The sequence below is a fragment of the Chitinophaga niabensis genome (genome assembly GCF_900129465.1).
GTDB classification, from domain to species: domain Bacteria; phylum Bacteroidota; class Bacteroidia; order Chitinophagales; family Chitinophagaceae; genus Chitinophaga; species Chitinophaga niabensis.
Genome location: NZ_FSRA01000002.1, coordinates 2327148 through 2349409 on the forward strand (window position 1 = coordinate 2327148; position 22262 = coordinate 2349409).

17 protein-coding genes are annotated in these 22262 nt (G+C 46.6%); 15 read left to right on the forward strand and 2 right to left on the reverse strand.

What is annotated here, in order from left to right; genetic code table 11:
- Nucleotides 1-20: 20 nt before the first annotated feature.
- Nucleotides 21-1112, reverse strand: a complete 1092-nt coding sequence (gene mnmA, locus BUR42_RS26700) for a tRNA 2-thiouridine(34) synthase MnmA (RefSeq protein ID WP_074242594.1) — start codon at nucleotides 1110-1112, stop codon at nucleotides 21-23.
- 245 nt (nucleotides 1113-1357) lie between these two features.
- Between mnmA and BUR42_RS26705 the strand changes: the two genes are divergently transcribed.
- Genes BUR42_RS26705 through BUR42_RS26725 form a run of 5 tightly spaced genes read left to right on the forward strand, consistent with a single transcriptional unit; the run spans nucleotide 1358 to nucleotide 7263 of the window.
- Nucleotides 1358-2857 (forward strand): tagaturonate reductase, encoded by a 1500-nt coding sequence (locus tag BUR42_RS26705; RefSeq protein ID WP_074242595.1) that lies wholly within the window; start codon nucleotides 1358-1360, stop codon nucleotides 2855-2857.
- An 8-nt stretch (nucleotides 2858-2865) separates the two neighbouring features.
- A complete protein-coding gene (uxaC, locus tag BUR42_RS26710; RefSeq protein ID WP_074242596.1) occupies nucleotides 2866-4260 on the forward strand; it encodes a glucuronate isomerase in 1395 nt (464 codons plus the stop codon).
- Nucleotides 4260-5258, forward strand: a complete 999-nt coding sequence (locus BUR42_RS26715; protein WP_074242597.1) for a sugar kinase — start codon at nucleotides 4260-4262, stop codon at nucleotides 5256-5258. Before uxaC ends, BUR42_RS26715 begins: the two co-directional genes overlap by 1 nt.
- A 6-nt stretch (nucleotides 5259-5264) precedes the next feature.
- Nucleotides 5265-5927, forward strand: a complete 663-nt coding sequence (locus BUR42_RS26720; protein WP_074242598.1) for a beta/alpha barrel domain-containing protein — start codon at nucleotides 5265-5267, stop codon at nucleotides 5925-5927.
- A 40-nt stretch (nucleotides 5928-5967) separates the two neighbouring features.
- Entirely contained in the window at nucleotides 5968-7263 is a 1296-nt protein-coding gene (locus BUR42_RS26725) for an MFS transporter (RefSeq protein ID WP_074243247.1), read from the forward strand.
- A 71-nt stretch (nucleotides 7264-7334) separates the two neighbouring features.
- On the opposite strand, the gene BUR42_RS26730 is transcribed toward BUR42_RS26725, so the two are convergent.
- Nucleotides 7335-8981: a UxaA family hydrolase gene (locus BUR42_RS26730; RefSeq protein ID WP_084185847.1), complete on the reverse strand. Its 1647-nt coding sequence runs from the start codon at nucleotides 8979-8981 to the stop codon at nucleotides 7335-7337.
- 260 nt (nucleotides 8982-9241) lie between these two features.
- Between BUR42_RS26730 and kduI the strand changes: the two genes are divergently transcribed.
- The 10 genes from kduI (at nucleotide 9242) to BUR42_RS26785 (ending at nucleotide 22245) form a co-directional block, all read left to right on the forward strand.
- A complete protein-coding gene (gene kduI, locus BUR42_RS26735; RefSeq protein WP_074242600.1) occupies nucleotides 9242-10084 on the forward strand; it encodes a 5-dehydro-4-deoxy-D-glucuronate isomerase in 843 nt (280 codons plus the stop codon).
- A gap of 30 nt (nucleotides 10085-10114) precedes the next feature.
- Complete coding sequence (locus BUR42_RS26740; RefSeq protein ID WP_074242601.1) at nucleotides 10115-11218, forward strand: DUF4861 family protein; 1104 nt, start codon at nucleotides 10115-10117, stop codon at nucleotides 11216-11218.
- Between the two features lie 14 nt (nucleotides 11219-11232).
- Entirely contained in the window at nucleotides 11233-12003 is a 771-nt protein-coding gene (locus BUR42_RS26745; protein WP_074242602.1) for an SDR family NAD(P)-dependent oxidoreductase, read from the forward strand.
- A gap of 12 nt (nucleotides 12004-12015) precedes the next feature.
- A complete protein-coding gene (locus tag BUR42_RS26750; RefSeq protein WP_074242603.1) occupies nucleotides 12016-13062 on the forward strand; it encodes a LacI family DNA-binding transcriptional regulator in 1047 nt (348 codons plus the stop codon).
- Between the two features lie 18 nt (nucleotides 13063-13080).
- Nucleotides 13081-14271, forward strand: coding sequence for a glycoside hydrolase family 88 protein (locus BUR42_RS26755; RefSeq protein WP_074242604.1), 1191 nt, complete (start codon nucleotides 13081-13083; stop codon nucleotides 14269-14271).
- Between the two features lie 138 nt (nucleotides 14272-14409).
- Complete coding sequence (locus BUR42_RS26760; protein WP_074242605.1) at nucleotides 14410-16674, forward strand: monovalent cation:proton antiporter family protein; 2265 nt, start codon at nucleotides 14410-14412, stop codon at nucleotides 16672-16674.
- Between the two features lie 10 nt (nucleotides 16675-16684).
- Nucleotides 16685-17056 (forward strand): hypothetical protein, encoded by a 372-nt coding sequence (locus tag BUR42_RS26765; RefSeq protein ID WP_074242606.1) that lies wholly within the window; start codon nucleotides 16685-16687, stop codon nucleotides 17054-17056.
- A 33-nt stretch (nucleotides 17057-17089) separates the two neighbouring features.
- Nucleotides 17090-17335: a hypothetical protein gene (locus BUR42_RS26770; protein WP_074242607.1), complete on the forward strand. Its 246-nt coding sequence runs from the start codon at nucleotides 17090-17092 to the stop codon at nucleotides 17333-17335.
- A 178-nt stretch (nucleotides 17336-17513) separates the two neighbouring features.
- Nucleotides 17514-18551, forward strand: coding sequence for a LacI family DNA-binding transcriptional regulator (locus BUR42_RS26775; protein WP_234979812.1), 1038 nt, complete (start codon nucleotides 17514-17516; stop codon nucleotides 18549-18551).
- A gap of 784 nt (nucleotides 18552-19335) precedes the next feature.
- On the forward strand, nucleotides 19336-22245 hold the full coding sequence (locus tag BUR42_RS26785; protein WP_234979813.1) for a SusC/RagA family TonB-linked outer membrane protein: 2910 nt from the start codon (nucleotides 19336-19338) through the stop codon (nucleotides 22243-22245).
- Nucleotides 22246-22262 lie beyond the last annotated feature (17 nt).

Genomic DNA, 22262 nt, shown 5'->3' on the forward strand with positions numbered 1-22262 from the left:
CTCTTTGCCTTTTATAGCATTTAACGGCGAATGATGCCGCCGCCTAATACATCGTCTCCTTCATAGAACACGGCAGACTGACCAGGGGCAATGCCTTTCACCTGCTCGTAGAAATTCACTTTCACTGTATCATTGGTCCCGCTGTAAACATTGGCCAGGGTACCTTTATCCTTATACCGGATCTTTACAATAGACTCAATGCCCTCCGGCAGATGATCATATTTACCGAAATTGATGCCGCCTACCGTCATTTCACTGCGGTTCAACTCATGTTCCTCACCCAGTACAACGGTATTGGTTTCCGGGATGATCTCTGTAACAAAGATGGGTTTGCCCAAAGCAATATCCAGCCCTTTACGCTGCCCGATGGTATAGAAGGGGTAACCTTTATGTTTACCCACGATCGTGCCGTCTGCCAGTACAAAATTGCCCCCGTTCACCCTTTCTTCCAGGCCATCCACTTTGCGTTTCAGGAAACCACGGTAGTCGTTATCCGGCACAAAGCAGATCTCGTAACTTTCCGCCTTTTTAGCCAGTTCAGGATAACCGAAGTCCATGGCCATCTGGCGGATCTCCGTTTTGCGGTATCCACCCAGGGGCAGCAGGGTACGTTTTACTACATCCTGGTCCAGCCCCCAGAGCACATAACTCTGGTCTTTGGTTTCGTCCACTCCTTTGCTGATCACGCCGCGGCCATTTTCCATACGGAGCTTGGCATAGTGGCCCGTAGCAATGAATTCACAATCCATGGCATCCGCCCGTTTCATCAGGGCGCGCCATTTGATATGTGTATTGCACAACACACACGGATTGGGCGTGCGGCCTGCAATGTATTCATCCACGAAATTGTTGATCACAAAATCCCCGAATTCATCCCTGATATCTAAAATGAAGTGCGGAAAGCCATGATGTACGGCAGCAGCCCGGGCGTCATTAAAAGAATCCAGGTTACAGCAGCCCGTTTCCTTTTTGGAAGGTCCGGCAGAAGCGTAATCCCAGGTCTTCATGGTGATGCCCACCACTTCATAGCCTTGCTCATGGAGCATCAGGGCAGTGACCGTACTGTCTATCCCCCCGCTCATGGCAACCAGCACTTTTCCAAGCTTGCTCATCTGTTAATTGGTTAAGGATGCAAAATTACAGAAATCCTGCTAAAGGGGCAGGTTTAGCTTATAGATAGTGATGATGGGCCTATAGTTGCCAATTACCAGATACTGCATAAATATTAACCAATCAGGTATTTACAACGATTGATGTGCATTATATCCGCAAATCTTTAGTAAATTGTCAATAATTTCGAATACTAACTATATATTTATCGGCTAAACAGTTTAGTTATTTAATAAATTTCGCATGCATGCTTTCGAGATTGAATAGAAAACACGTTATGAACAACCCCGCCTGGGGTATTACACCTGAATACTTCCATTATCCTGAAAAAGTGCTGCAGTTTGGTACAGGCGTACTTTTAAGAGGATTGGTAGATTACCTGATAGACAAGGCAAACAAAAAAGGTCTCTTCCAGGGACGGGTGGTAGTGGTAAAGTCCACAGATGGGCCGGCCGGCGCTTTTGCCGCACAGGATGGCCTTTTTACTACACATATTAAAGGAATTTCTCAAGGAGAACCGGTTGATCAATACCTGGTGAACGCTTCTATTAGTCGTACTTTGCAATCGAATGCAGAGTGGGAGGCAATATTAGAGGCTGCCACGCAGCCGGGCCTGGAGATCATCGTATCCAACACTACCGAAGTGGGGATCCAGTATGTGGAAGAGAATGTAGCCGCCGGGGTGCCTGTTTCCTTTCCGGGTAAATTGCTGGCCATCCTTTACGAACGATATAAGAAACATCCGGCCCAGGGATTCATTATCATACCTACGGAACTGGTGGTAGATAATGGCAAACTCCTCAAAGAGATCGTATTACAACTGGCAGCCTTTAACAAAATGCCGGAAGCATTCGTTGAATGGATCTCTGCTGCCAACAAGTTCTGCAGTTCTTTGGTAGACAGGATCGTACCGGGCAAACCCAAGGACCTGAAGGAATGCTGGGAAAAAGCAGGTTACGAAGATGAATTATGGATCGAAGCAGAACCATTCCTCCTCTGGGCAATTGAAGGAGATGCCGCCGTTGCCCAAAAACTGTCTTTCCACCAGGCAGATGCCAGGATGCTGATAGCACCCAGCATTACACCTTACCGCGAGCAAAAATTAAGGATCCTGAATGGCAGCCACACCGCAGCTGTTGCCCTGGGTTACCTTTCCGGTTTGAATACCGTGTATGAATGTATGCAGGATGCCTATATGCGCCGTTTCTTTGAAATGGTTGTGTTAGAAGAGATCCTGCCCACGCTCAGTGCATTAGGACCTCAGACTGCTGTATTTGCGCAGGATGTGCTGGACCGTTTTGCCAACCCTTCTATTGAACATAAACTCATAAGTATTACCTTTCAGCAGAGTTCCAAAATGAACGCCCGTAATGTGCAGACCCTGCTGCGCTACCGGGAAGCCAAAGGTGTACTACCCGAAATGCTGATCTTAGGGTTTGCCGCTGCGTTACTTTTCCTGAAACCTGTGCGCGTAACAGATGGTAAATATCAGGGACAGCGCAAAGACGCGTTCTACGATATCACTGACGACAATGCACCCATTTTTGCATCTTATTGGCAATCGGTTGAAACCCCGGGCTATACGGAGGTTTCAGGCATGGTACGCAGTATTTGCGGAGACAGCCGCCTCTGGGAAACCGATCTCAATAATATCCCGGGTTTTGCTGATACCGTAACCGATCACCTGGTAGGTATGATGCAGAATGGCGTAAAAGCATACGTTACAAATCACTCTAAGGTTTTATAAGCAGCGCAATGAAAACTTTCTTATCGGAAGACTTTTTACTCAAAACAGAAACGGCCAAAAGGCTTTACCACGACTATGCGAAGGACATGCCGGTAATTGATTACCACAATCACCTGCCTCCTGATCAAATAGCCGGCAACCATCAGTTTGCTACTATCACAGAAGCCTGGTTAAAAGGCGATCACTATAAATGGCGCGCCATGCGTGCAAACGGTGTGAATGAAGAACTTATCACCGGCGGAACAGATGATTGGACCAAGTTCAAAGTATGGGCAGAAACTGTTCCCTACACCATGCGTAATCCTTTGTATCACTGGACGCATATGGAACTGCTGAACCCCTTCGGTATAAAAGAAGTACTGAATGGCGATAACGCTAAAAGCATCTACGAAACCTGTAACGCACAGCTGCCAAAGTTCAGCACCAAGGCGCTGTTGCAGCATTACAAAGTAGATGCGCTCTGCACAACAGACGATCCCGCAGATCCGCTGACACATCACGAAGCCATCAGCAAACAGGGATTTGCCACTAAAGTATTACCTACTTTCCGCCCGGATAAAGCCATGGCAGTGGAAGATCCTGCCAGCTTCAAAGCCTATCTGCAAAAGCTGGGTGCCGCCGCGGATATTGATATCAACAGCTACAGCGCATTGCTGGCCGCATTGAAGAAAAGGCACGACTACTTCCATGCAAATGGCGGAAGACTTTCTGACCACGGCCTTAACTTCTTCATATATGCTGATTTTACAGAAGCAGCATTAGAGCAGGCATTTAAAGATGTAATGGCCGGCAAACAACTGGATGATGCTGCAACAGCCATGTTCAAATCCGCCACGCTTCATTTCATTTGCGTATGGAACCATGAAAAAGGCTGGGCGCAACAGTTTCACGCCGGTGCTATCCGCAATAATAATTCCCGTTTACTGAAACGTTTAGGCGCAGACGCGGGGGTGGATTCCATCGGAGACTGGCCTATGGCCGAAGCCATGAGCCGCTTCTTCGACAGGCTGGATAAAGAAGATAAACTGGCAAAGACCATCGTGTATAACCTGAATCCTTCTCATAACGAAGTATATGCTACCATGGTAGGTAATTTCCAGGATGGAACGGTTGCAGGCAAAATGCAGTTCGGTTCCGGCTGGTGGTTCCTTGACCAGAAAGATGGCATGGAAAAACAAATGAACGCCCTGAGCAATATGGGCCTTCTGAGCAGGTTTGTAGGTATGTTAACTGATTCCCGCAGTTTCCTGTCATATTCAAGACATGAGTATTTCAGAAGAATATTATGTAATTTGATCGGCAATGATGTGGAGAATGGTGAACTGCCAGGAGATATTCCATGGTTAGGAAAGATGGTACAGGATATCAGTTACAATAACGCCAAAGCCTATTTTAATTTCTAATGCAGCCGGTATCAGTTATAACATTTGGAGAAATATTACTGCGCCTTTCCCCGGAATGGGCGCAGCAGCGTGCAGCCATCTTTGTAGGAGGTGCTGAAGCTAATGTGGCCGCAGCATTAGCTACCTGGGGAAATACCGTGGCATATATCAGTAAGGCGCCTGAGAATGGTTTATCACGCCAGGTACTGGAACAGTTACAAACCATCGGTATTCAAACGGACAGGATGTTGTGGGGCGGAGACCGCATTGGTGCTTATTACCTTGCGCAGGGATCTGATCTGAAACATGCAGAAGTAGTGTACGACCGTAAATATTCCAGCTTCAGCGAGATCAAACCCGGCACCGTGAACTGGGACGATCTGCTGGGCGATGCAAAATGGTTCCACTGGAGTGCTATTTCACCAGCACTCAACCCGGATGCCGTGATCATTTGTAAAGAGGTGCTGGAAGCAGCTACCCGCAAGGGAATGACCATTTCCACCGATCTGAACTATCGCAGTAAGCTCTGGCAATATGGCCAGCAGCCCATCAACGTAATGCCCGGACTAACAAAATATTGCCATGTGATCATGGGTAATATATGGGCAGCTAATATGATGCTGGGCACACCGCTTAACCAGGAAGCTATTGCAGCAGATACAAAAGAACAATACCTGCAGGCCGCGAAAGATGCAGCTGCAGCTATTATAGCGCAATTCCCTGTTTGTAACAGGGTAGCATTCACCTTCCGTTTTTCCAGTGCACCCTCGCATAATTTATATTATGCCGTATATTGGAAAGACGGGGAATTATTTGTTTCCAGGCAATACGAAACAAATGAAGTGGTAGACAGGGTAGGAAGCGGAGACAGTTTTATGGCCGGCCTCATCCATGCCAACCTGAATGGGTACTCGAACCAGGAAACTATTTCCTACGCCGCCGCCGCAGCTTACACAAAGTTGTTCCGTACCGGCGATTTTAATTTGACAGCAAAGGAATCTATCACACAATTGATGTAAGAGAAAATGACACCACAGCCAGATATTATTTTAAAAGCATTTGAATCCTCCAAAATAGTACCGGTATTCTATCATGATGATCCGGAAGTTTGTTGCGATGTAATGCGTGCCTGTTATGAAGGAGGGATCCGTGTATTTGAATTCACCAACCGCGGAGAAAATGCAAGGCAGAACTTTGCCCGCCTGCGCGATCTGAAAACTACCACCATGCCGGATCTGTATCTCGGTATCGGTACCATCAAAAGTGCAGCGGATGCAAAGACCTTTACGGAAATGGGAGCGGACTTTATTGTGAGTCCGATCGTGGATATTGAAACAGGAAGTTATTGCCAGTCACAGAACATTTTCTGGGTACCAGGCTGTATGACGCCGTCTGAAATAGCGGTGGCAGAAAAGAACGGTGCCACACTCGTTAAATTATTCCCCGGCAGCTCCTTGGGGCCGGGTTTTGTAAAAGCCATCAAACCCTTATTCCCCACTACCCGATTTATGCCAACCGGGGGAGTGGAACCGGAACAAAGTAACCTGCAAACCTGGTTTGATGCAGGAGTAGTGTGTGTAGGCATGGGGTCTAATCTCCTGGCTAAATCCACTATTGAAAACAAGGACTGGAAAGGATTGAGTGCAAAAGTGGCGCAAACGTTTGCATTTATCAGGGCGTTGCAGTAATTTGACCGAAGAAGTATTTATCCTAAACAATCAATCTGAAATGAATTCCACTGTAATCGGGCGGTATCGCTGGCGCATCTGTGCTTTATTGTTTTTTGCTACCACGATCAATTACATTGATCGTCAGGTAATTGGAATCCTGAAGCCTATTCTGGAGAAAGAATTTAACTGGACTGAAAGTGAATACGGACAGATCGTAATGGTCTTTTCAGGTTGCTATGCACTTGGATTGCTGCTGTTTGGTCGTTTTGTGGACAAAGTAGGTACAAAGGTGGGATATACAGTGTCTATTGTTGTATGGAGCATCGCTGCTATGGCGCATGCATTGGCTAAATCCACCTTTGGGTTTGGTGCTGCCCGTGCATTGTTAGGTATTGGTGAAGCGGGTAACTTTCCCGTGGCCATCAAATCTACGGCAGAATGGTTCCCTAAAAAGGAAAGAGCTTTAGCTACGGGGATCTTTAACTCCGGTGCTAATATCGGCGCTGTGGCTGCTCCTGCTATTGTGCCCTGGCTTGCAGGAACATATGGCTGGCAGGAAGCTTTTATCTGGACGGGTGTTATCGGTTTTGTGTGGCTGGCCTTCTGGTTGGTGATGTATGAAATTCCTTCCAGGCATAAGAAATTATCTAAAGAAGAATATGCCTATATCCACAGCGATCAGGAAGATGAAACACAGACGGCTAAGCGTAAAGTGCCCTGGATGAAACTGTTTGCTATCCGTCAGACATGGGCGTTTGTATTCGGTAAGTTATTAACTGATCCCATCTGGTGGTTCTTCCTGTTCTGGCTGCCTTCTTATTTCTCTACTACTTTCAAACTGGATATGAAGAATCTTGGTTTGCCGCTGATCATTGTATATACAGCAACCACAGTAGGTAGTATTGGTGGAGGGTATCTTTCAGGATGGTTCATCAGTAAAGGCTGGCCGGTATTTAAAGCAAGAAAGGTAGCGATGCTGATCTTCGCGGTTTGTGTAGTGCCCATTGTTTTTGCGCGTTACACAACTAATATGTGGGCAGTGGTAGCATTGATCAGTCTGGCTGCCGCAGCGCACCAGGCCTGGTCTGCCAATATCTTCACCACCGCATCTGACATGTTCCCTAAGTTTGCACTGAGCTCTGTAGTAGGGATTGGTGGTATGGCCGGATCAATAGGCGGATTATTATTCCCGATAGTAGTAGGTGGTTTACTGGATCACTTCAAAGCATTGGGGAATATCGGCGCAGGTTATAACATCCTGTTCCTGATCTGTGGTGTGATGTATCTGCTGGCATGGGTAGCGATGCACTTGTTTGCTCCGCGTATGGAACAGGTGGTGATCAAAGAAGATTAATTTTAAGTACGCATAAAAAAAGAAAGGCCCGGAATATTACATTCCGGGCCTTTCTTTTTTTATCGTTGTGATTATAAGCTCACGCCACGTTTCCATGGAATGAAATCATCCTGGTGTAAGATCTCTGCTTTTGTGAAAACTTCTCCGCTCGCTACTTTCACTACATATTCGAGAATGTCTTCTCCCATGGCTTCAATGCTTTTTGCACCGCTGATAATACTGCCGGTATCAATGTCTATGATGTCCGGCATACGTTTAGCGAGCCTGCTATTGGTAGCCAGTTTTACGACAGGTGCAATCGGATTGCCGGTTGGTGTTCCCAGGCCGGTAGTGAATAATACTACGGAAGCGCCTGAACCAACTTCTGCTGAAGTAGACTCCACATCATTACCGGGAGTGCAGAGCAGGTTTAGCCCTGGCCGCTTTACATATTCTGTATAATCCAGCACATCCGTTACAGGAGAGTTACCACCTTTCTTGGCTGCTCCGGCAGATTTGATAGCATCGGTAATAAGACCGTCCTTGATATTACCGGGTGAAGGGTTCATATCAAAACCGGAACCTACTGCTTCTGCTGAATTAGCGTAAGCGCGCATGATGGAGATAAACTTATCTGCTGTTTCTTCTTTCTCGCAACGGTTGATCAGTTCCTGTTCCACACCGCAAAGCTCAGGGAACTCGGAAAGGATAGAGGTGCCACCCAATGCGATCAGCATATCTGAAGTATGGCCGATGGCCGGGTTGGCAGAGATGCCGGAGAAACCGTCTGAACCACCACATTCCAAACCTATCACTACTTTAGAAAGCGGAGCAGGTTTGCGTTCCACTTTGTTAGCCTCTACCAGGGCAAGGAAAGTATCCTTGATGGCATTGGATAACATCCTGAATTCAGAATCGCTGGTCTGCTGTTCATACACCAGCAAGGGTTTATCAAATTCAGGGTCCAGTTTTTTCAGTGCCGCCTGCAGGATGGAAACCTGCGCATGCTGGCAGCCAAGGCTCAATATCGTAGCCCCTGCTACATTCGGATGGTGGATGTATCCTGCCAGTAATGCACAGAGTGCATCGGAATCCTGGCGGGTGCCACCACAGCCTCCTTCATGTATGAGGAATTTGATACCGTCGATATTCTGAAATACCGGGTTGCGGTTGGAAGAATGTGTGATCGTTTCCGGTTCGTAATTCTTAATAGCGTCCAGGTTGCCGCTTTTATACAGGCGCACAAGGTCGTTCACCTGCTCATTGTAAACTTCTGTAGGAGCAAAACCAAGCCCCTTTTCAAATGCAGTTTTGATAACGCCAACATTCCTGTTCTCGCAGAATACCATGGGTATTACGAGCCAGTAATTCCTTGTACCCACCTGCCCGTCTTTCCGGTGAAAACCATTGAAGGTCCTGTTCTTCCAGTGACTAACATCAGGCTGATGCCATTGGTAATTGCCATCCTTTTCATGAAAGGCATTCGCATCATGATGAACATTGTTCACCGTAATGGGTTCACCTTCCTGTATAGGAGATACAGCTTTACCAACTAAAACACCGTACATTACCACGGAATCTCCGGGTTGCAGGTCTTTCAGAGGAAATTTATGTTTGGCGGGAACGTTCTGCTTCAGTTGTACTGTTGAGCCGTTGAACTGTATTTGCTGCCCTGCCGGTAAGTCTTGTAATGCTACCAGCACATTGTCTTTCGGATGAATCTGAAGATACGTGTTCATGATTTGCTAAAATAGCGCATTTGCAGACGCTGGTTTAATACTAAAATCTTGATTTTTGATTGGATATTAACCAACTGCAAAGTTAAATAAACACCAGCTCATAACCGGGGTTGGATTCCCTTTGCCACGTAGATTTGACCGTTTTATAGCAATATCATGCAAACGTTTGCAATATTCATGTTTTCATATTACCTTTCCAGTCGTTATTATACTTTTGTTTATATCTTTTTACTGAACAGGCATTTTATAAATCCACTTTAATGAGCACGTCTATTGAAACCAGATACGCCAGCAGCCCGCAGGAAGCTAAATCCTGGGATACTGCACAGGCAAGACAAGCTTTACTGATCACACCTTTATTTGAAGCGGATGCCGTCCGCCTGGTGTACAGTCATTATGACCGCTTTATTACCGGAGGCGTTATGCCGGTGAAAAAAGCCGTGAAACTGGAAACAGTAGATCCCCTGAAAGCCGGTTATTTCCTGGAACGCAGGGAACTGGGCATTATCAACACAGGTGGCGCAGGTACTGTAACAGTAGATGGGGAAGTATTCTCCATCAACTTCAAGGAAGCTTTATACATTGGAAAAGGTAAAAAGGAGGTGATCTTTGCCAGTAAGGATGCTGCAGCACCCGCCCTTTTTTACATCAATTCCACCCCTGCCCACATGAACTATCCAACCCGCCACATCACCCGCAAAGAGGCAGATGTAGTGGTACTGGGGGCACAGGAAACTTCCAATCACCGTACCATCAACAAACTGCTGGTGAACGCCGTATTACCTACCTGCCAGTTGCAGATGGGCATGACGGAACTGAAACCAGGCAATACCTGGAATACCATGCCGGCGCATACACACGACCGCCGCATGGAAGTATATTTCTATTTCGAAGTGCCGCAGGGGCAGTCCGTTTGCCACTTCTGGGGCCAGCCGCAGGAAACAAGGCACATCTGGATGCAGAATAACGAAGCCGTTATTTCTCCTCCATGGTCTATTCATTCCGGCGCGGGTACCAGCAATTACACCTTTATCTGGGGCATGGCAGGTGAGAACCTGGATTACGGGGATATGGACCATTGCGCCATTCCTGACTTACGCTAACGATCATACTTTCATCCTTCAAAACTATTCATGAAGCAATTCATCTCTTTGTGTTTGTGGATGGGCGTGGCTTTTATCTGCCAGGCCCAGGAGCGTTCCGTTACCTTATCCAATCCTGCAGCTACCACCAGCGACCTGGTGGAACTGGATTATGCACAGGTGGCCGGCTCACTGAAGAAAGGGCCTTTTAAGATCATCCATGCAGCTACCCGTAAGGAGATAGCCTACCAGCTGATCTATGAAGGCGGAAAGGAGCCTGTGAAAATATTGCTGGGAACTCCCGTAGCAGCTAAAAGCAAGATCAGCATCACCTTCGTGGCAGGTACTCCGGCGCCCGTACAAAAGAAGACCTTTGGCAGATACGTACCGGAAAGGAAGGACGACTTTGCCTGGGAGAACGACCGTGTGGCTTTCCGTATGTATGGAAAGGCATTAGAGGCTACGCCAAAGGAAAACGCCTATGGTGTGGATGTATGGAGTAAACGCACGGAAAACCTGGTGATCAACAACTGGTACAAAAGGAACAATTACCATAAAGATGAAGGAGAGGGACTGGATTATTATCATGTAGGTTATACACTGGGAGGCGGTGGCATTGCTCCTTACCTGAAGGACAGTATCTGGTTCCCTAAGAACTATACCTCCTGGCGCATCCTGGACAGCGGGCCTTTGCGTACCACTTTTGAACTCAGCTATGATGCATGGCAGGTAGATGGCGCTACGGTGAACGTAACCAAAACCATTTCCCTGGATGCCGGCGCACAGCTCAGCAAAATGCAGATCAGGTTCACAGACACACTGCCTGTGGCCATCGGCATCATCAAAAGGAATGAGCCGGGGAGCATGTGGCTGCAGGAAGCAGCAGGTGTGATGGGATATTGGGAACCCGTACATGGAAAGGATGGCACCACGGGAGTAGGCTGTGTGATCCTGAACCCGGTGAAAGAGATGGTAGTAGCTAAAGGCCATCTGCTGGCTGTTTCAGCTACAGATAAGAACAAAACAGTAACTTACTATACCGGGGCTGCCTGGGATAAAGCAGGGCGCATCACTAGTGCCGCCCAATGGTTCCGCTACCTGCAGGATCAGGCTGACAGGTTGAAGGACCCGGTTAAAATATCATTTACCAGATAAAATATTTTCGCACCATGAGCGTATTGAATCTTTTTAGTTTACAAGGTAAGATTGCACTGGTCACCGGTTGTAAGAGAGGGATCGGAAAGGCCATGGCCGTGGCTTTGGCAGAGGCCGGGGCAGATATCATAGGTGTATCCGCCTCCCTGGAACTATCCGGCAGCGATGTGGAAAAAGAGGTGCTGGCCACGGGCAGAAAGTTTAAAGCCTACCAATGCGATTTTGGGAAGCGCGAAGCATTGCATACTTTTATTGCAACGGTTCAGAAAGACTTCCCGGTGATCGATATCCTGGTGAACAATGCAGGGACTATCATGCGCAAGCCGGCAGCAGAACATCCTGATGAATATTGGGATGAAGTGATCGCCATCAACCAAACCGCGCAGTTCATCCTTACCCGTGAGATAGGGAAAGGAATGATCGCAAGAGGAAAGGGGAAAGTGATCTTCACTGCTTCATTGCTGACCTTCCAGGGTGGAATAAATGTACCGGGTTACGCAGCAAGCAAAGGCGCTGTAGGGCAACTCACCAAAGCATTTGCCAATGAGTGGGCTTCCCGTGGCGTAAATGTAAATGCAATCGCCCCCGGTTATATTTCAACAGATAATACTGCCGCCCTGCGCGCAGACGAGAAACGCAGCCAGAGCATCCTGGAGCGTATACCTGCTTCCCGCTGGGGAGAGCCGGAAGACTTTATGGGACCAGTTGTATTCCTTGCTTCTAACGCATCTGACTATATGCACGGCACCGTTATGACGGTAGACGGCGGTTGGATGGGTAGGTAAAACTTATCAACTATGGCCATTCGTACTGAGAAAACAATTGTAGATATCGCCGACGAGCTGGGGCTTTCGGTGTCCACCGTTTCAAGGGCATTGAACGATCATCCCAACATCAGTCTCAAAACCAAAGAACGCGTAAAGAAAATGGCCCGCAAGCTGGGCTATCGCCCTAACGCCATGGCAGCCGGTTTGCGGAATAATAAAAGCAAAACCATTGGCCTGATCGTTCCCCGGATCTCCATGTTCTACCCGGCGGCTATCAGTACGATCATTCAGAATAAGTTACAGGAGTATGGCTATAACCTCATCATCTGCCAGAGCAATGATTCCCTTGAACAGGAAATTGCATTGGTGAATACTTTGTATTCAGCAAGGGTGGATGGGCTGGCTGTATCTGCTACACTGTACACTTCAGACTTCTCCCACTTTGATATATTCAAACAGCAGAATATTCCGCTGGTATTCTTTGACCGGGTACCCCCTAAAGAATACAATGTAAAAGTGATCAAAGGAGATGATTTCCTGGGTGGTTCTCTTGCCACGGAACACCTGATAGATAAGGGCTGTAAAGATATCGTACATATCTCCGGGCCGCTTACCTGTAACCTTTACAAGGAACGTTTGGCCGGCTACAAGGATGCTTTGCAAAAGAATAAGCTGCCTTACAAAAAGCCAAGAGTGTTCTTTCATGAACTAACAAAAGAAAATGCATGGCAGACTGCAGAGAAGATCTTCTCGCAGAAGCCTTACCCGGATGGCGTCTTTGCAACAAACGATACCACAGCGCTCACTATCCTGGAATATTGCCGCAAGAATGGTATACAGGTGCCGCAACAATGTAAGATCGTGGGTTATTCCAACGACCCGCGCACAGAGATCGTAACACCTTCCATTACTTCTGTGGACCAATATCCTTCCACGATGGGCGAACGGATCGTGGCTGCATTGATGGACCTTATCCAGGCTAAACATCCTGCGGCTTACCGCCATTCACAGGAAATAGTGCCTATTACCCTGGTCGAGCGGGAATCTACTGCCGGGCCAGGCAGAAAAAAGAAGTAATCCACAATTGAAAACGTTATGAAAACAAAGCTGGTCTTTTTATTACTCGCCTGCTGGCTGACCAATACGCAGGCGCAAACAAAACTTTCCACGAAAAAAATGTTGTCACTGGTAGATGAGAGCTTCCGCTTCTCCGCTGCGCAGTACAAACATATGATGAAAAGCCTGCCGGATTCGCTTTTTCCAAGATCAACGAATAAAGACGGCAGCCTGATGACGGCTAAATTTAACTGGTGGACAGCCGGTTTCTATCCGGGTTCCTGCTGGTACATTTATGAATACACGAAAGATCCTGCATTCAAACAGGAAGCCCTGAAACGCCAGGAATACCTGCTGCCGGACCAGTACAGGACCAACACGCACGACCTTGGCTTTCTGATGTATTGCAGCTTTGGCAATGGCTTAAGACTGGAAGGAACACCGGGATACAAAGACATCCTGATGACGAGTTCCCGTTCCCTCATCACCCGCTTCAAACCTACTATCGGTGCTATCCGTTCCTGGGACCACGCAGGATGGAAATGCCCTGTGATCATCGATAACATGATGAACCTGGAAATGTTGTGCTGGGCTACAAAGAACAGCGGCGATTCCACTTTCTACAAGATTGCGGTAACACATACCAACACTACCATGAAGAATCATTACAGGCCGGATTATAGTTCCTATCACGTAGTGGATTATGATACCATCACCGGAAATGTAGTGGCCAAAAAAACGCACCAGGGCCATTCAGATGCTTCTGCATGGAGCCGCGGGCAGGCATGGGGATTATATGGTTATACCATGATGTACCGGGAAACAAAGGATAAAAAATACCTGGACCAGGCCCGCCATATCGCGGATTTTATGCTGAACCATCCACGTATGCCTAAAGACCTGGTGCCTTATTATGACTATGATGCTCCCGAGATCCCGAATGCTATCAGGGATGCTTCTGCCGCTGCCGTAATGAGTTCTGCCCTGCTTGAACTGAGCCGGTACACGAATAAAGCAGAAAGCAAACGTTACTGGAATGCAGGGGCGGATGCATTGATCAGCCTTGCCAGTCCTGCTTACAGGGCAAAAGAAGGTGCCAATAATAACTTCATTCTCATGCACAGCACTGGTTCCATGCCAGGTAAATCTGAACTGGACGTTCCTTTGTCCTATGCGGATTATTACTTCCTGGAAGCCCTGTTGCGTTATAAAGCATGGGCTGCACGCTAAATATTTTAATGAAATTTTAATACAAGAATAGTCTTGCAATCACAAGGAATGCGGTAGAAATGCTGCATTCCTTGTGCTTTATTAACCCTATCTCCCGGATTTTTTTGCTATTTTAGCCACCAACGAAACGACGGGAGTATGATTCATTTACCAAATCTTATTGCGGACCTCGCCCTTATCCTGGGTGCAGCAGCCATTACAACACTGATCTTTAAAAAGCTGAAACAGCCACTGGTGCTTGGTTATTTAATAGCCGGTATCCTGGTAGGTCCGTATTTTGATTTGTTTCCTACCGTTAGAGAAGAAGAGAATATCAAGGTATGGTCTGAGATAGGAGTGATCTTTTTATTGTTCAGCCTTGGATTGGAATTCAGTTTCAAGAAATTAATGAAAGTAGGCGGCTCCGCTTCTATTACCGCATTCGTGGAAGTAGTGGTAATGCTCGCTTTGGGATATGGTACCGGTCAGTTACTGGGATGGAATACGATGGACAGTATTTTCCTGGGAGGAGTATTGTCTATTTCTTCCACAACCATCATCATCCGTGCATTTGATGAATTAGGTGTAAAGGGGCAAAAATTCGCAGGTCTTGTATTTGGCATCCTCGTGGTGGAAGACCTGATCGCTATCGTGTTATTGGTGTTGCTCTCCACATTAGCCGTGAGCCAGCAGTTTGCCGGTACTGAAATGCTCATTTCCGTTGTGAAGCTGGTGTTCTTTTTAATCCTCTGGTTTATTGGCGGTATATTCTTCATTCCCACTTTATTGAAGAAAACCAAATCGCTGATGAGTGAGGAAACCTTATTGGTAACCTCCCTGGGTTTATGTTTACTGATGGTGGTATTGGCTACACAGGTAGGCTTTTCTGCAGCATTGGGCGCATTCATCATGGGTTCCATCCTTGCTGAAACCACGCAGGCAGAGAAGATAGAGCATCTGATCAAATCTGTGAAAGACCTGTTCGGCGCCATTTTCTTCGTATCCGTTGGTATGCTCATTGATCCAAAGATGCTGCAAATGTATCTTGGCCCTGTAATATTGATCACGGTGATCACATTGGTAGGTAAAACATTGAGTACCACAATAGGCGCAGTATTATCCGGTCAGCCACTGAAATCTTCCGTACAGGCGGGTATGAGCCTTGCGCAGATCGGGGAGTTCTCTTTTATCATTGCTACGCTGGGGCTTACACTAAAAGTAACCAGTGATTTTCTATATCCTATTGCTGTGGCCGTTTCTGCGGTAACTACCTTCACCACGCCCTATATGATCAAGGTAGCGGAACCCTTCTATAACTGGCTGGATAAACGTTTACCTGAAAAATGGAAAGCCAGCCTGAGCAGGTATAGCAGCGGTGCGCAAACCATTTCTGAAGCAAGTGACTGGCAGATAGTTTTGAAAGCCTATATCACCAACACCGTTATTTGTACAGTGATCATTGTGGCTATTGGCCTGCTTTCTTCCTTATACCTGCTTCCGAAAATGAATGAACTGATGGACCCTTTATGGGGCAGGATCATTACAGGGATCATCACTTTCCTGGTCATGATGCCATTCCTCTGGGCATTGGCAGTAAGGCAGGTACAAACCACGGCTTTCTCCAACCTGCGTAAGCAGAATAAATACAAAGGCCCTTTATGGTTACTGCGGATAGCCCGCATTGGATTAGCCGTATTCATGATCGGATTTATGCTGGACCGGTTCTTCTCTTTTGCCATTGCCCTCTCTGTTACTTTTGTAATGGTGGTAGTGCTGGTATTGCTGTCCCGCAGGATCCAGGTATTTTATAACAGGCTGGAAGACCGTTTCTTCAAAAACTTCAATGCCCGCGAAGCAGCAGAGGCAGCAGCAAAAGCAGCCAAACCGGATGCCGCCGTACTGGCTCCATGGGATGCGCACCTTGCCTCTTTCCAAGTCCGGCCGGAATGGGATGGTGTGGGCAAAACCCTGGAAGAGCTTATCCTGAGAGAGAAATACGGCGTAAATATAGCCATGATCGAAAGGGGAGAACGCCTGATCCCTATTCCGCCTAAAACGGAACGCCTTTATCCGGGAGACCGTTTGCAGGTGATAGGTACGGATGAGCAGATCACTTCCTTCCGCAATTATATCGACATGCATCTGCCTGAGATCAAACATACCAGAACAGAAGTGGAACTGCGGCGGTTTGATGTGCGTACCGGTTCTGCAGTGTTTGGTAAAAGCATCCGCCAGTCCGGTATCCGGGAATTGGCCAGGAGTATGGTGGTAGGCATTGAGCGTGGCGATCAGCGGATCTTAAATCCTATATCAGATACTGTACTGGAAGATGGAGATGTAGTGTGGGTAGTGGGCAATCCTAAACGTACGGCAGCCCTCTTCCGTGTTAAGGGAGAAGCGCCTCCACAGACACAGACCGCATAATATTAGCCGTATGAGCAAAATATTCTTCCCTGTATTATTCCTGCTGTTTGCCTGTAATGAAAAGAAGCTTTCTGCAGCAGAGGAGTCTTTCCTGTTGCAGTTACAGGATGAATGTGGCTGTGAAGCGTCCCTCATGCACGACAGAACTGCTATAGGAAACAATGCCGGTAATGGTGTTTTTCACATTGACCTTATTAATTCAACTGTGTACTATTGCAATATGGATCCCGTGGAATTGGAACGCATTGCTAACAATGTGGCGCGGAGGTTTGCTGTGATCATGGAACATAAAGGCAACTACAGTAACATACAGGTAGAGTTTTCTCAAATGAAAAAGGATGAGGTGAACTGTTCCCGTAAATTCATGGTAAGAAGGCCCTGATTATCTTCGTACCTTTAGGTAAATACGAAAGGTATGAAAGTTATCTATCGCAAACTGGGGAGAGAAAAGGCCTTTGGCATGTCCGACTACGGTGTTAATACCATTGTAATAGACAGCCGCCTGCAAGGGCGAAAACACCTGGAAGTGAGCCTGCATGAATCTCTCCATATTTATTTCCCTGAGAAGAGTGAAACATTTGTAAAGAACACCGCGCGAAAGCTGGCGAATGTATTGTGGCGGATGAACTATCGCAGGGTAGATAATTCTTTGGGAATTTGATAAATGCCAACATTCAGACGGCCTCCGGCAAAGCCGGTGTTATATTATTGGACCTAAGTACCGGCATATTCCGATTATTAACCGTAAATTCCGTCCTTAGAAGGTCAGTGAGCCATTATACTGTAATCGTCAACCTCGAGCCGCAAGTCCCGGCCAATAAAAACAGCGCATAACCACCATGAAAGAAAAAGGCCAGGAAATAAAGCGTCTCTCCCTTAAAGATGTAGCCAGGATGGCCGGTGTTGCGCCATCCACCGTTTCGTTTGTGTTAAATGGAAAGGCCCGCCAGATGCGGATCAGCGATGAGCTGGCAGAGAAAGTGCTGGCTGTAGTGAAAAAAACAGGGTACACCCCTCACTCTGTAGCCGTGAATTTGCGTACCGGCCAGTCCAAAACCCTTGGCCTGATGGTAGAAAGTATTTCCGGTAGTTTTTTCGCCGCATTGGCAAGGGTGATAGAATCCGAGGCCGACAAATATGGTTACAACATTGTGTATTGCAGTACCGAGAATAATCCGCAGAAAGGAGGGGACCTGATCAGGATGCTGGGCCGCCAGCAGGTAGATGGTTACCTGATCACCCCGGCTCCCGGTATGGAAAAGGATATTCAGCAATTACAGGCACATAAACGCCCGGTGGTTTTGATGGACAGTTATTTCCCGGAAGTATCGGTGCCTTATGTGCTGATCGATAATGCGGGTGGTGTGAAACAGGGCATAAAACACCTGGTAGGGAAAGGGTATAAGAAGATAGGATTTGTAACGGTAGATATGGAACTGGTACAGATCCAGCAGCGTTTGCAGGGATATAAAGATACACTGCGGGATAACGACATGCCGGTACGGAACAAACAGATCCTCAGGCTTTCTTATAACATTCCCCGGGAAGAAGCCGTTAAGACCATACAGGATTTTATAAAAGACAATAAAGGCATGGATGCTATTTTCTTTTCCACGAACTACCTGGGTATACTGGGATTGGAAAGTATAGCAGGCCTTGGCCTCAGGATACCACACGATATGGCCATGATCTGTTTTGATGATCATGATATATTCCGTTTGTATCCTCCCGGCATAACAGTGGTGCAGCAACCTATAGAAGAGATTGCCAAAACGGCAATGACCCTGTTGATGAACCAATTAGATAAAAGTAAACCCGCCACCCGTAAGAACCAGGTAGAAGTGCCCGGTAAATTTATTCAACGGGGCTCTGCCTGACAAGCGTTGACCATCCTGTTTTTTTAATATACCGCAAAACCCTTTGCGGTAAAGTGTATACGAAAAAAAGAGTAACCCGTTTGAAGAAAAAATGTTAAAATTATTTTGATTCAGGCAAATTAATTATACATTTATGGTGTGCTTGTTAAGGTCAATTGAAGCACAATGATCCTTTTGGGTCTTTTTTTAGAACACTTAGCTAAATCGATTTTGCATTTAGCACCCGAAAGGGAGAAGGTCTTATGGAAAAAGAAAGCCACAAAGAAGAGTGAACAAGGGATTTCAGGCTAACAGCAACCTAGCTTTCGTGACGTTTTGAATACATTTTAGAAGTATAAATCGAACTAAACTTATTTCCTGGTTGGGAGGTGACCCGCTAACGCTATACAACCGGGAGGGAATCAATGCTAACGTTAAACTAGAATTACAAAGAAAAATTACAAAGAAAACCTGATGTACTGCCGTGACGATTCCACTTTGGCAGGCATCACTTATTGAAAAATTCAAATACCAAAAACCTTTATTCACAATGAAAAGATAGTAATCTGGCAACGCAGTATTGCCACCCAGGTTTCCGCCTTTAAAACCATCTGCTAAATCGATTTTGCTTGACATGCCCAATGTCATGGCTAAAATCTTTTGCCCTTTCCTGACGCGTCCTTTAGGAGGTGAATGGGAATGCTATGCCAGAACATCAGTAACCGGGACGAAAGATTTTACACCCATAGTATTAACCAATTCAATTTCATTTGCAATGAACAAAAAATCCACGTATCTAAAGCGCGTGAGTTGGCTAAGCACCTTATTCCTGCTTATAGCCTCGCTTTCTTTTGCACAGACCCGTACCATCAAGGGCAGGGTAATAGATGCAAAAGACAATACGCCCCTCCCCGGTGTTACTGTTAAGATCAGGAACAGTAACAGCGGTACAGCCACCGGCGTGAACGGTACCTACAGTATTGTTGTTCCCGCCCAGACAGCAGCCCTTGAATTTTCTTTTATCGGTTATGAAACAAAAGAAGTAAGGATAGGCCCCGGTGATGAAATAAATGTAGGGCTGGCACTCTCTTCCAAAACATTGAATGATGTAGTGGTGGTGGGATATGGTACGTTGAAAAGAAGAGAGATCACTTCTGCAGTAACTTCCATTAAAGCGGAAGACTTTAACCAGGGTGGTACCCGCAGCGCCATGGACCTTGTACAAGGTAAAGTGGCTGGTTTGAGCATTACCCGCACAAGAGGCAACAACCCTAATGAAGGGGCCTCTTTGCAGTTGCGGGGTGTAACGAGCCTCAGTGGTACCAATGGCCCATTGATTGTAATTGATGGTATCCCCGGTGGTAATCTTGACCTGTTAACGCAGGACGACATTGCCTCTATTGACGTATTGCGTGATGGTTCCGCTGCGGCTATTTATGGTACCCGTGGTAATGGCGGGGTTATACTGGTAACTACTAAAAAAGGTAAATCCGGTGAACCGCAGTTCAACTATTCTACATACCTGCAAAGGGAAGTGGTGGATAAAAAGCCGGTAACCCTTACAGCAGAAGAATACAAAGCAGTTACCACACCCACCAATCACCTTGGTGCTGATGTTAACCTGTATGATATGCTGATCAATAAAGATAACCTCAGTCATTATCATAACTTTTCCGCCACTGGTGGTACGGATAGATCTAACTATCGTGCAGCCATTTACTACAGCGATGCGCAGGGTATTGCCATCCGTAATAACCGTCAACAATACGGTGGTCGTTTGAACCTTAATCAAACTGGTTTACAGGGTAAGCTCACCATGCAGATCAACCTGGCAACCAACTTCAATAAAGCTGATCTGCTGGGCGGCAGTACGGGAGACTTTGAACAGGCCGTGCAAAGGAATCCCACGGCTCCGATCATCGGGCCTGATGGCAAATACATTGAAACAACTGCTTTCAACAACTATAATCCTATTGCACGTTTACAACAGGAATTATCTGAGCGCGATCAGCAAACATTGTCCGGTGATGCAAAGGTGACCCTGGAAGTGATCGATGGCTTACATGTGTCTGCCTTTGGTGCTATCATGCGTAATAACTGGAACGACCGTCAGTATCGCAACAGGGCTTCCCGTTCTTCCCAGAACGATTACCAGGGAGGTGGTTATGCCTACAAAAGGAATGATAACCAGGTAAACCGCATTTTTGAATCTACTATTGATTACTCTAAAAATATCGCCGGGGATCATGATGTACAGGTAGTAGGTGGTTACAGCTATCAGTATGCCACACAGGAATGGTTCTCTGCCAATAACTCCGGTTTCCTCACAGATGCTTTTGCCGACTGGAACCTTGGAAACGGTGTTTATCTCACTCAGGGTAAAGCCGGTATGGGAAGCAGTAAAGAAGACAATACACTGATCGCATTCTTCGGAAGGGTGAACTATGCATTCCGCAAAAAATACATGGCGCAATTGAGCTTACGCCATGAAGGTTCTTCCAAGTTCGGTAACAACAATAAGTGGGGTAATTTCCCTTCCGTTTCTGTGGGATGGATGTTGAGTGAAGAAGAATTTATGAAAGCTATTCCTGCGGTGAATGAATTGAAACTGCGTGCAGGGTATGGTGTTACCGGTAACGATGGCTGGGCTAACTACTTATCCCAGGTAATGTTAAGCACCGGTGGTAGTTATCTGCAAAATGGTGTTTGGTACCAAACCTATGGCCCTTCCAAGAACCCCAATCCGGACCTGCGCTGGGAGAAAAAGAAGGAGTATAACATTGGTATAGACTTCTCTTTATTAAACCGCCGCCTGGGTGGTTCTATCGACTACTATACCAGGGAAACAAAAGACCTGGCCATCAATGCAGTGGCACAACTGCCGCCTTATGTAACAGAGAGTTTGTTTACCAACGTGGGAACTATCACCAATAAAGGTTTTGAGATCTACATCAATGCCATTCCCATTCAAACCAAAGAAGTGACCTGGCGCACAGACATTACTTTCAACAATCAGAACAACAAACTGAAGTCTCTTTCCAACGATAAGTTCAGCATTAACCTGCTGGAGTTTGGCGGGTTACCTTCTCCCGGTGCCTTGGGTAATGCCATCCGTATCGTAGAAGGTGGAACGATCGGTAATTTCTATGGAAAACGTTTCGCCGGTTTTACGGACCAGGGCAAATGGCTGTTCTACAAGAAAGATGGTTCCAAAGCAGAAGCAGCTGCAATGACGGAGGAAGACAAAACAGTACTGGGTAACAGTATTCCCAAATACATGGCTTCCTGGAGCAATACAGTGCGTTACAAGAACTTTGACCTCACCATATTCTTCCGTGGCAAATTCGCTTACAAGATCCTGAACCTCCAAGACCTGTACTTCGCCAACAAACAATGGTTGCCGAACAATATGCTGAAAAGAGGGCTTACTGTACACGGTCAGCTGAACGATGCTCCGCAGTATTCAGATTACTACCTGGAGAAAGGCGATTTCGTGAAACTGGATAATATTACGCTGGGGTATAATTTCAAATTACCCACCAAGTATATCCGCAGTCTGCGTTTGTATGCTACCGGCAGGAACATTGCCACTATCACCAATTATTCCGGCCTGGACCCTGAATTACAGGATAACGGTTTAACTACCGGTATTGATGAAAGGGGGTTCTATCCAAGAACAAAATCATTTGCGGTAGGCCTTCAGGTTGGATTTTAACAGGGATCTAAAAAATG

What these genes read in the sequence shown, in the direction of transcription:
- mnmA (WP_074242594.1), bottom strand. Translation starts at nt 1,112, where the DNA reads ATGAGCAAGCTTGGAAAAGTGCTGGTTGCCATGAGCGGGGGGATAGAC.
- BUR42_RS26705 (WP_074242595.1), top strand. Translation starts at nt 1,358, where the DNA reads ATGCTTTCGAGATTGAATAGAAAACACGTTATGAACAACCCCGCCTGG.
- uxaC (WP_074242596.1), top strand. Translation starts at nt 2,866, where the DNA reads ATGAAAACTTTCTTATCGGAAGACTTTTTACTCAAAACAGAAACGGCC.
- BUR42_RS26715 (WP_074242597.1), top strand. Translation starts at nt 4,260, where the DNA reads ATGCAGCCGGTATCAGTTATAACATTTGGAGAAATATTACTGCGCCTT.
- BUR42_RS26720 (WP_074242598.1), top strand. Translation starts at nt 5,265, where the DNA reads ATGACACCACAGCCAGATATTATTTTAAAAGCATTTGAATCCTCCAAA.
- BUR42_RS26725 (WP_074243247.1), top strand. Translation starts at nt 5,968, where the DNA reads ATGAATTCCACTGTAATCGGGCGGTATCGCTGGCGCATCTGTGCTTTA.
- BUR42_RS26730 (WP_084185847.1), bottom strand. Translation starts at nt 8,981, where the DNA reads ATGAACACGTATCTTCAGATTCATCCGAAAGACAATGTGCTGGTAGCA.
- kduI (WP_074242600.1), top strand. Translation starts at nt 9,242, where the DNA reads ATGAGCACGTCTATTGAAACCAGATACGCCAGCAGCCCGCAGGAAGCT.
- BUR42_RS26740 (WP_074242601.1), top strand. Translation starts at nt 10,115, where the DNA reads ATGAAGCAATTCATCTCTTTGTGTTTGTGGATGGGCGTGGCTTTTATC.
- BUR42_RS26745 (WP_074242602.1), top strand. Translation starts at nt 11,233, where the DNA reads ATGAGCGTATTGAATCTTTTTAGTTTACAAGGTAAGATTGCACTGGTC.
- BUR42_RS26750 (WP_074242603.1), top strand. Translation starts at nt 12,016, where the DNA reads ATGGCCATTCGTACTGAGAAAACAATTGTAGATATCGCCGACGAGCTG.
- BUR42_RS26755 (WP_074242604.1), top strand. Translation starts at nt 13,081, where the DNA reads ATGAAAACAAAGCTGGTCTTTTTATTACTCGCCTGCTGGCTGACCAAT.
- BUR42_RS26760 (WP_074242605.1), top strand. Translation starts at nt 14,410, where the DNA reads ATGATTCATTTACCAAATCTTATTGCGGACCTCGCCCTTATCCTGGGT.
- BUR42_RS26765 (WP_074242606.1), top strand. Translation starts at nt 16,685, where the DNA reads ATGAGCAAAATATTCTTCCCTGTATTATTCCTGCTGTTTGCCTGTAAT.
- BUR42_RS26770 (WP_074242607.1), top strand. Translation starts at nt 17,090, where the DNA reads ATGAAAGTTATCTATCGCAAACTGGGGAGAGAAAAGGCCTTTGGCATG.
- BUR42_RS26775 (WP_234979812.1), top strand. Translation starts at nt 17,514, where the DNA reads ATGAAAGAAAAAGGCCAGGAAATAAAGCGTCTCTCCCTTAAAGATGTA.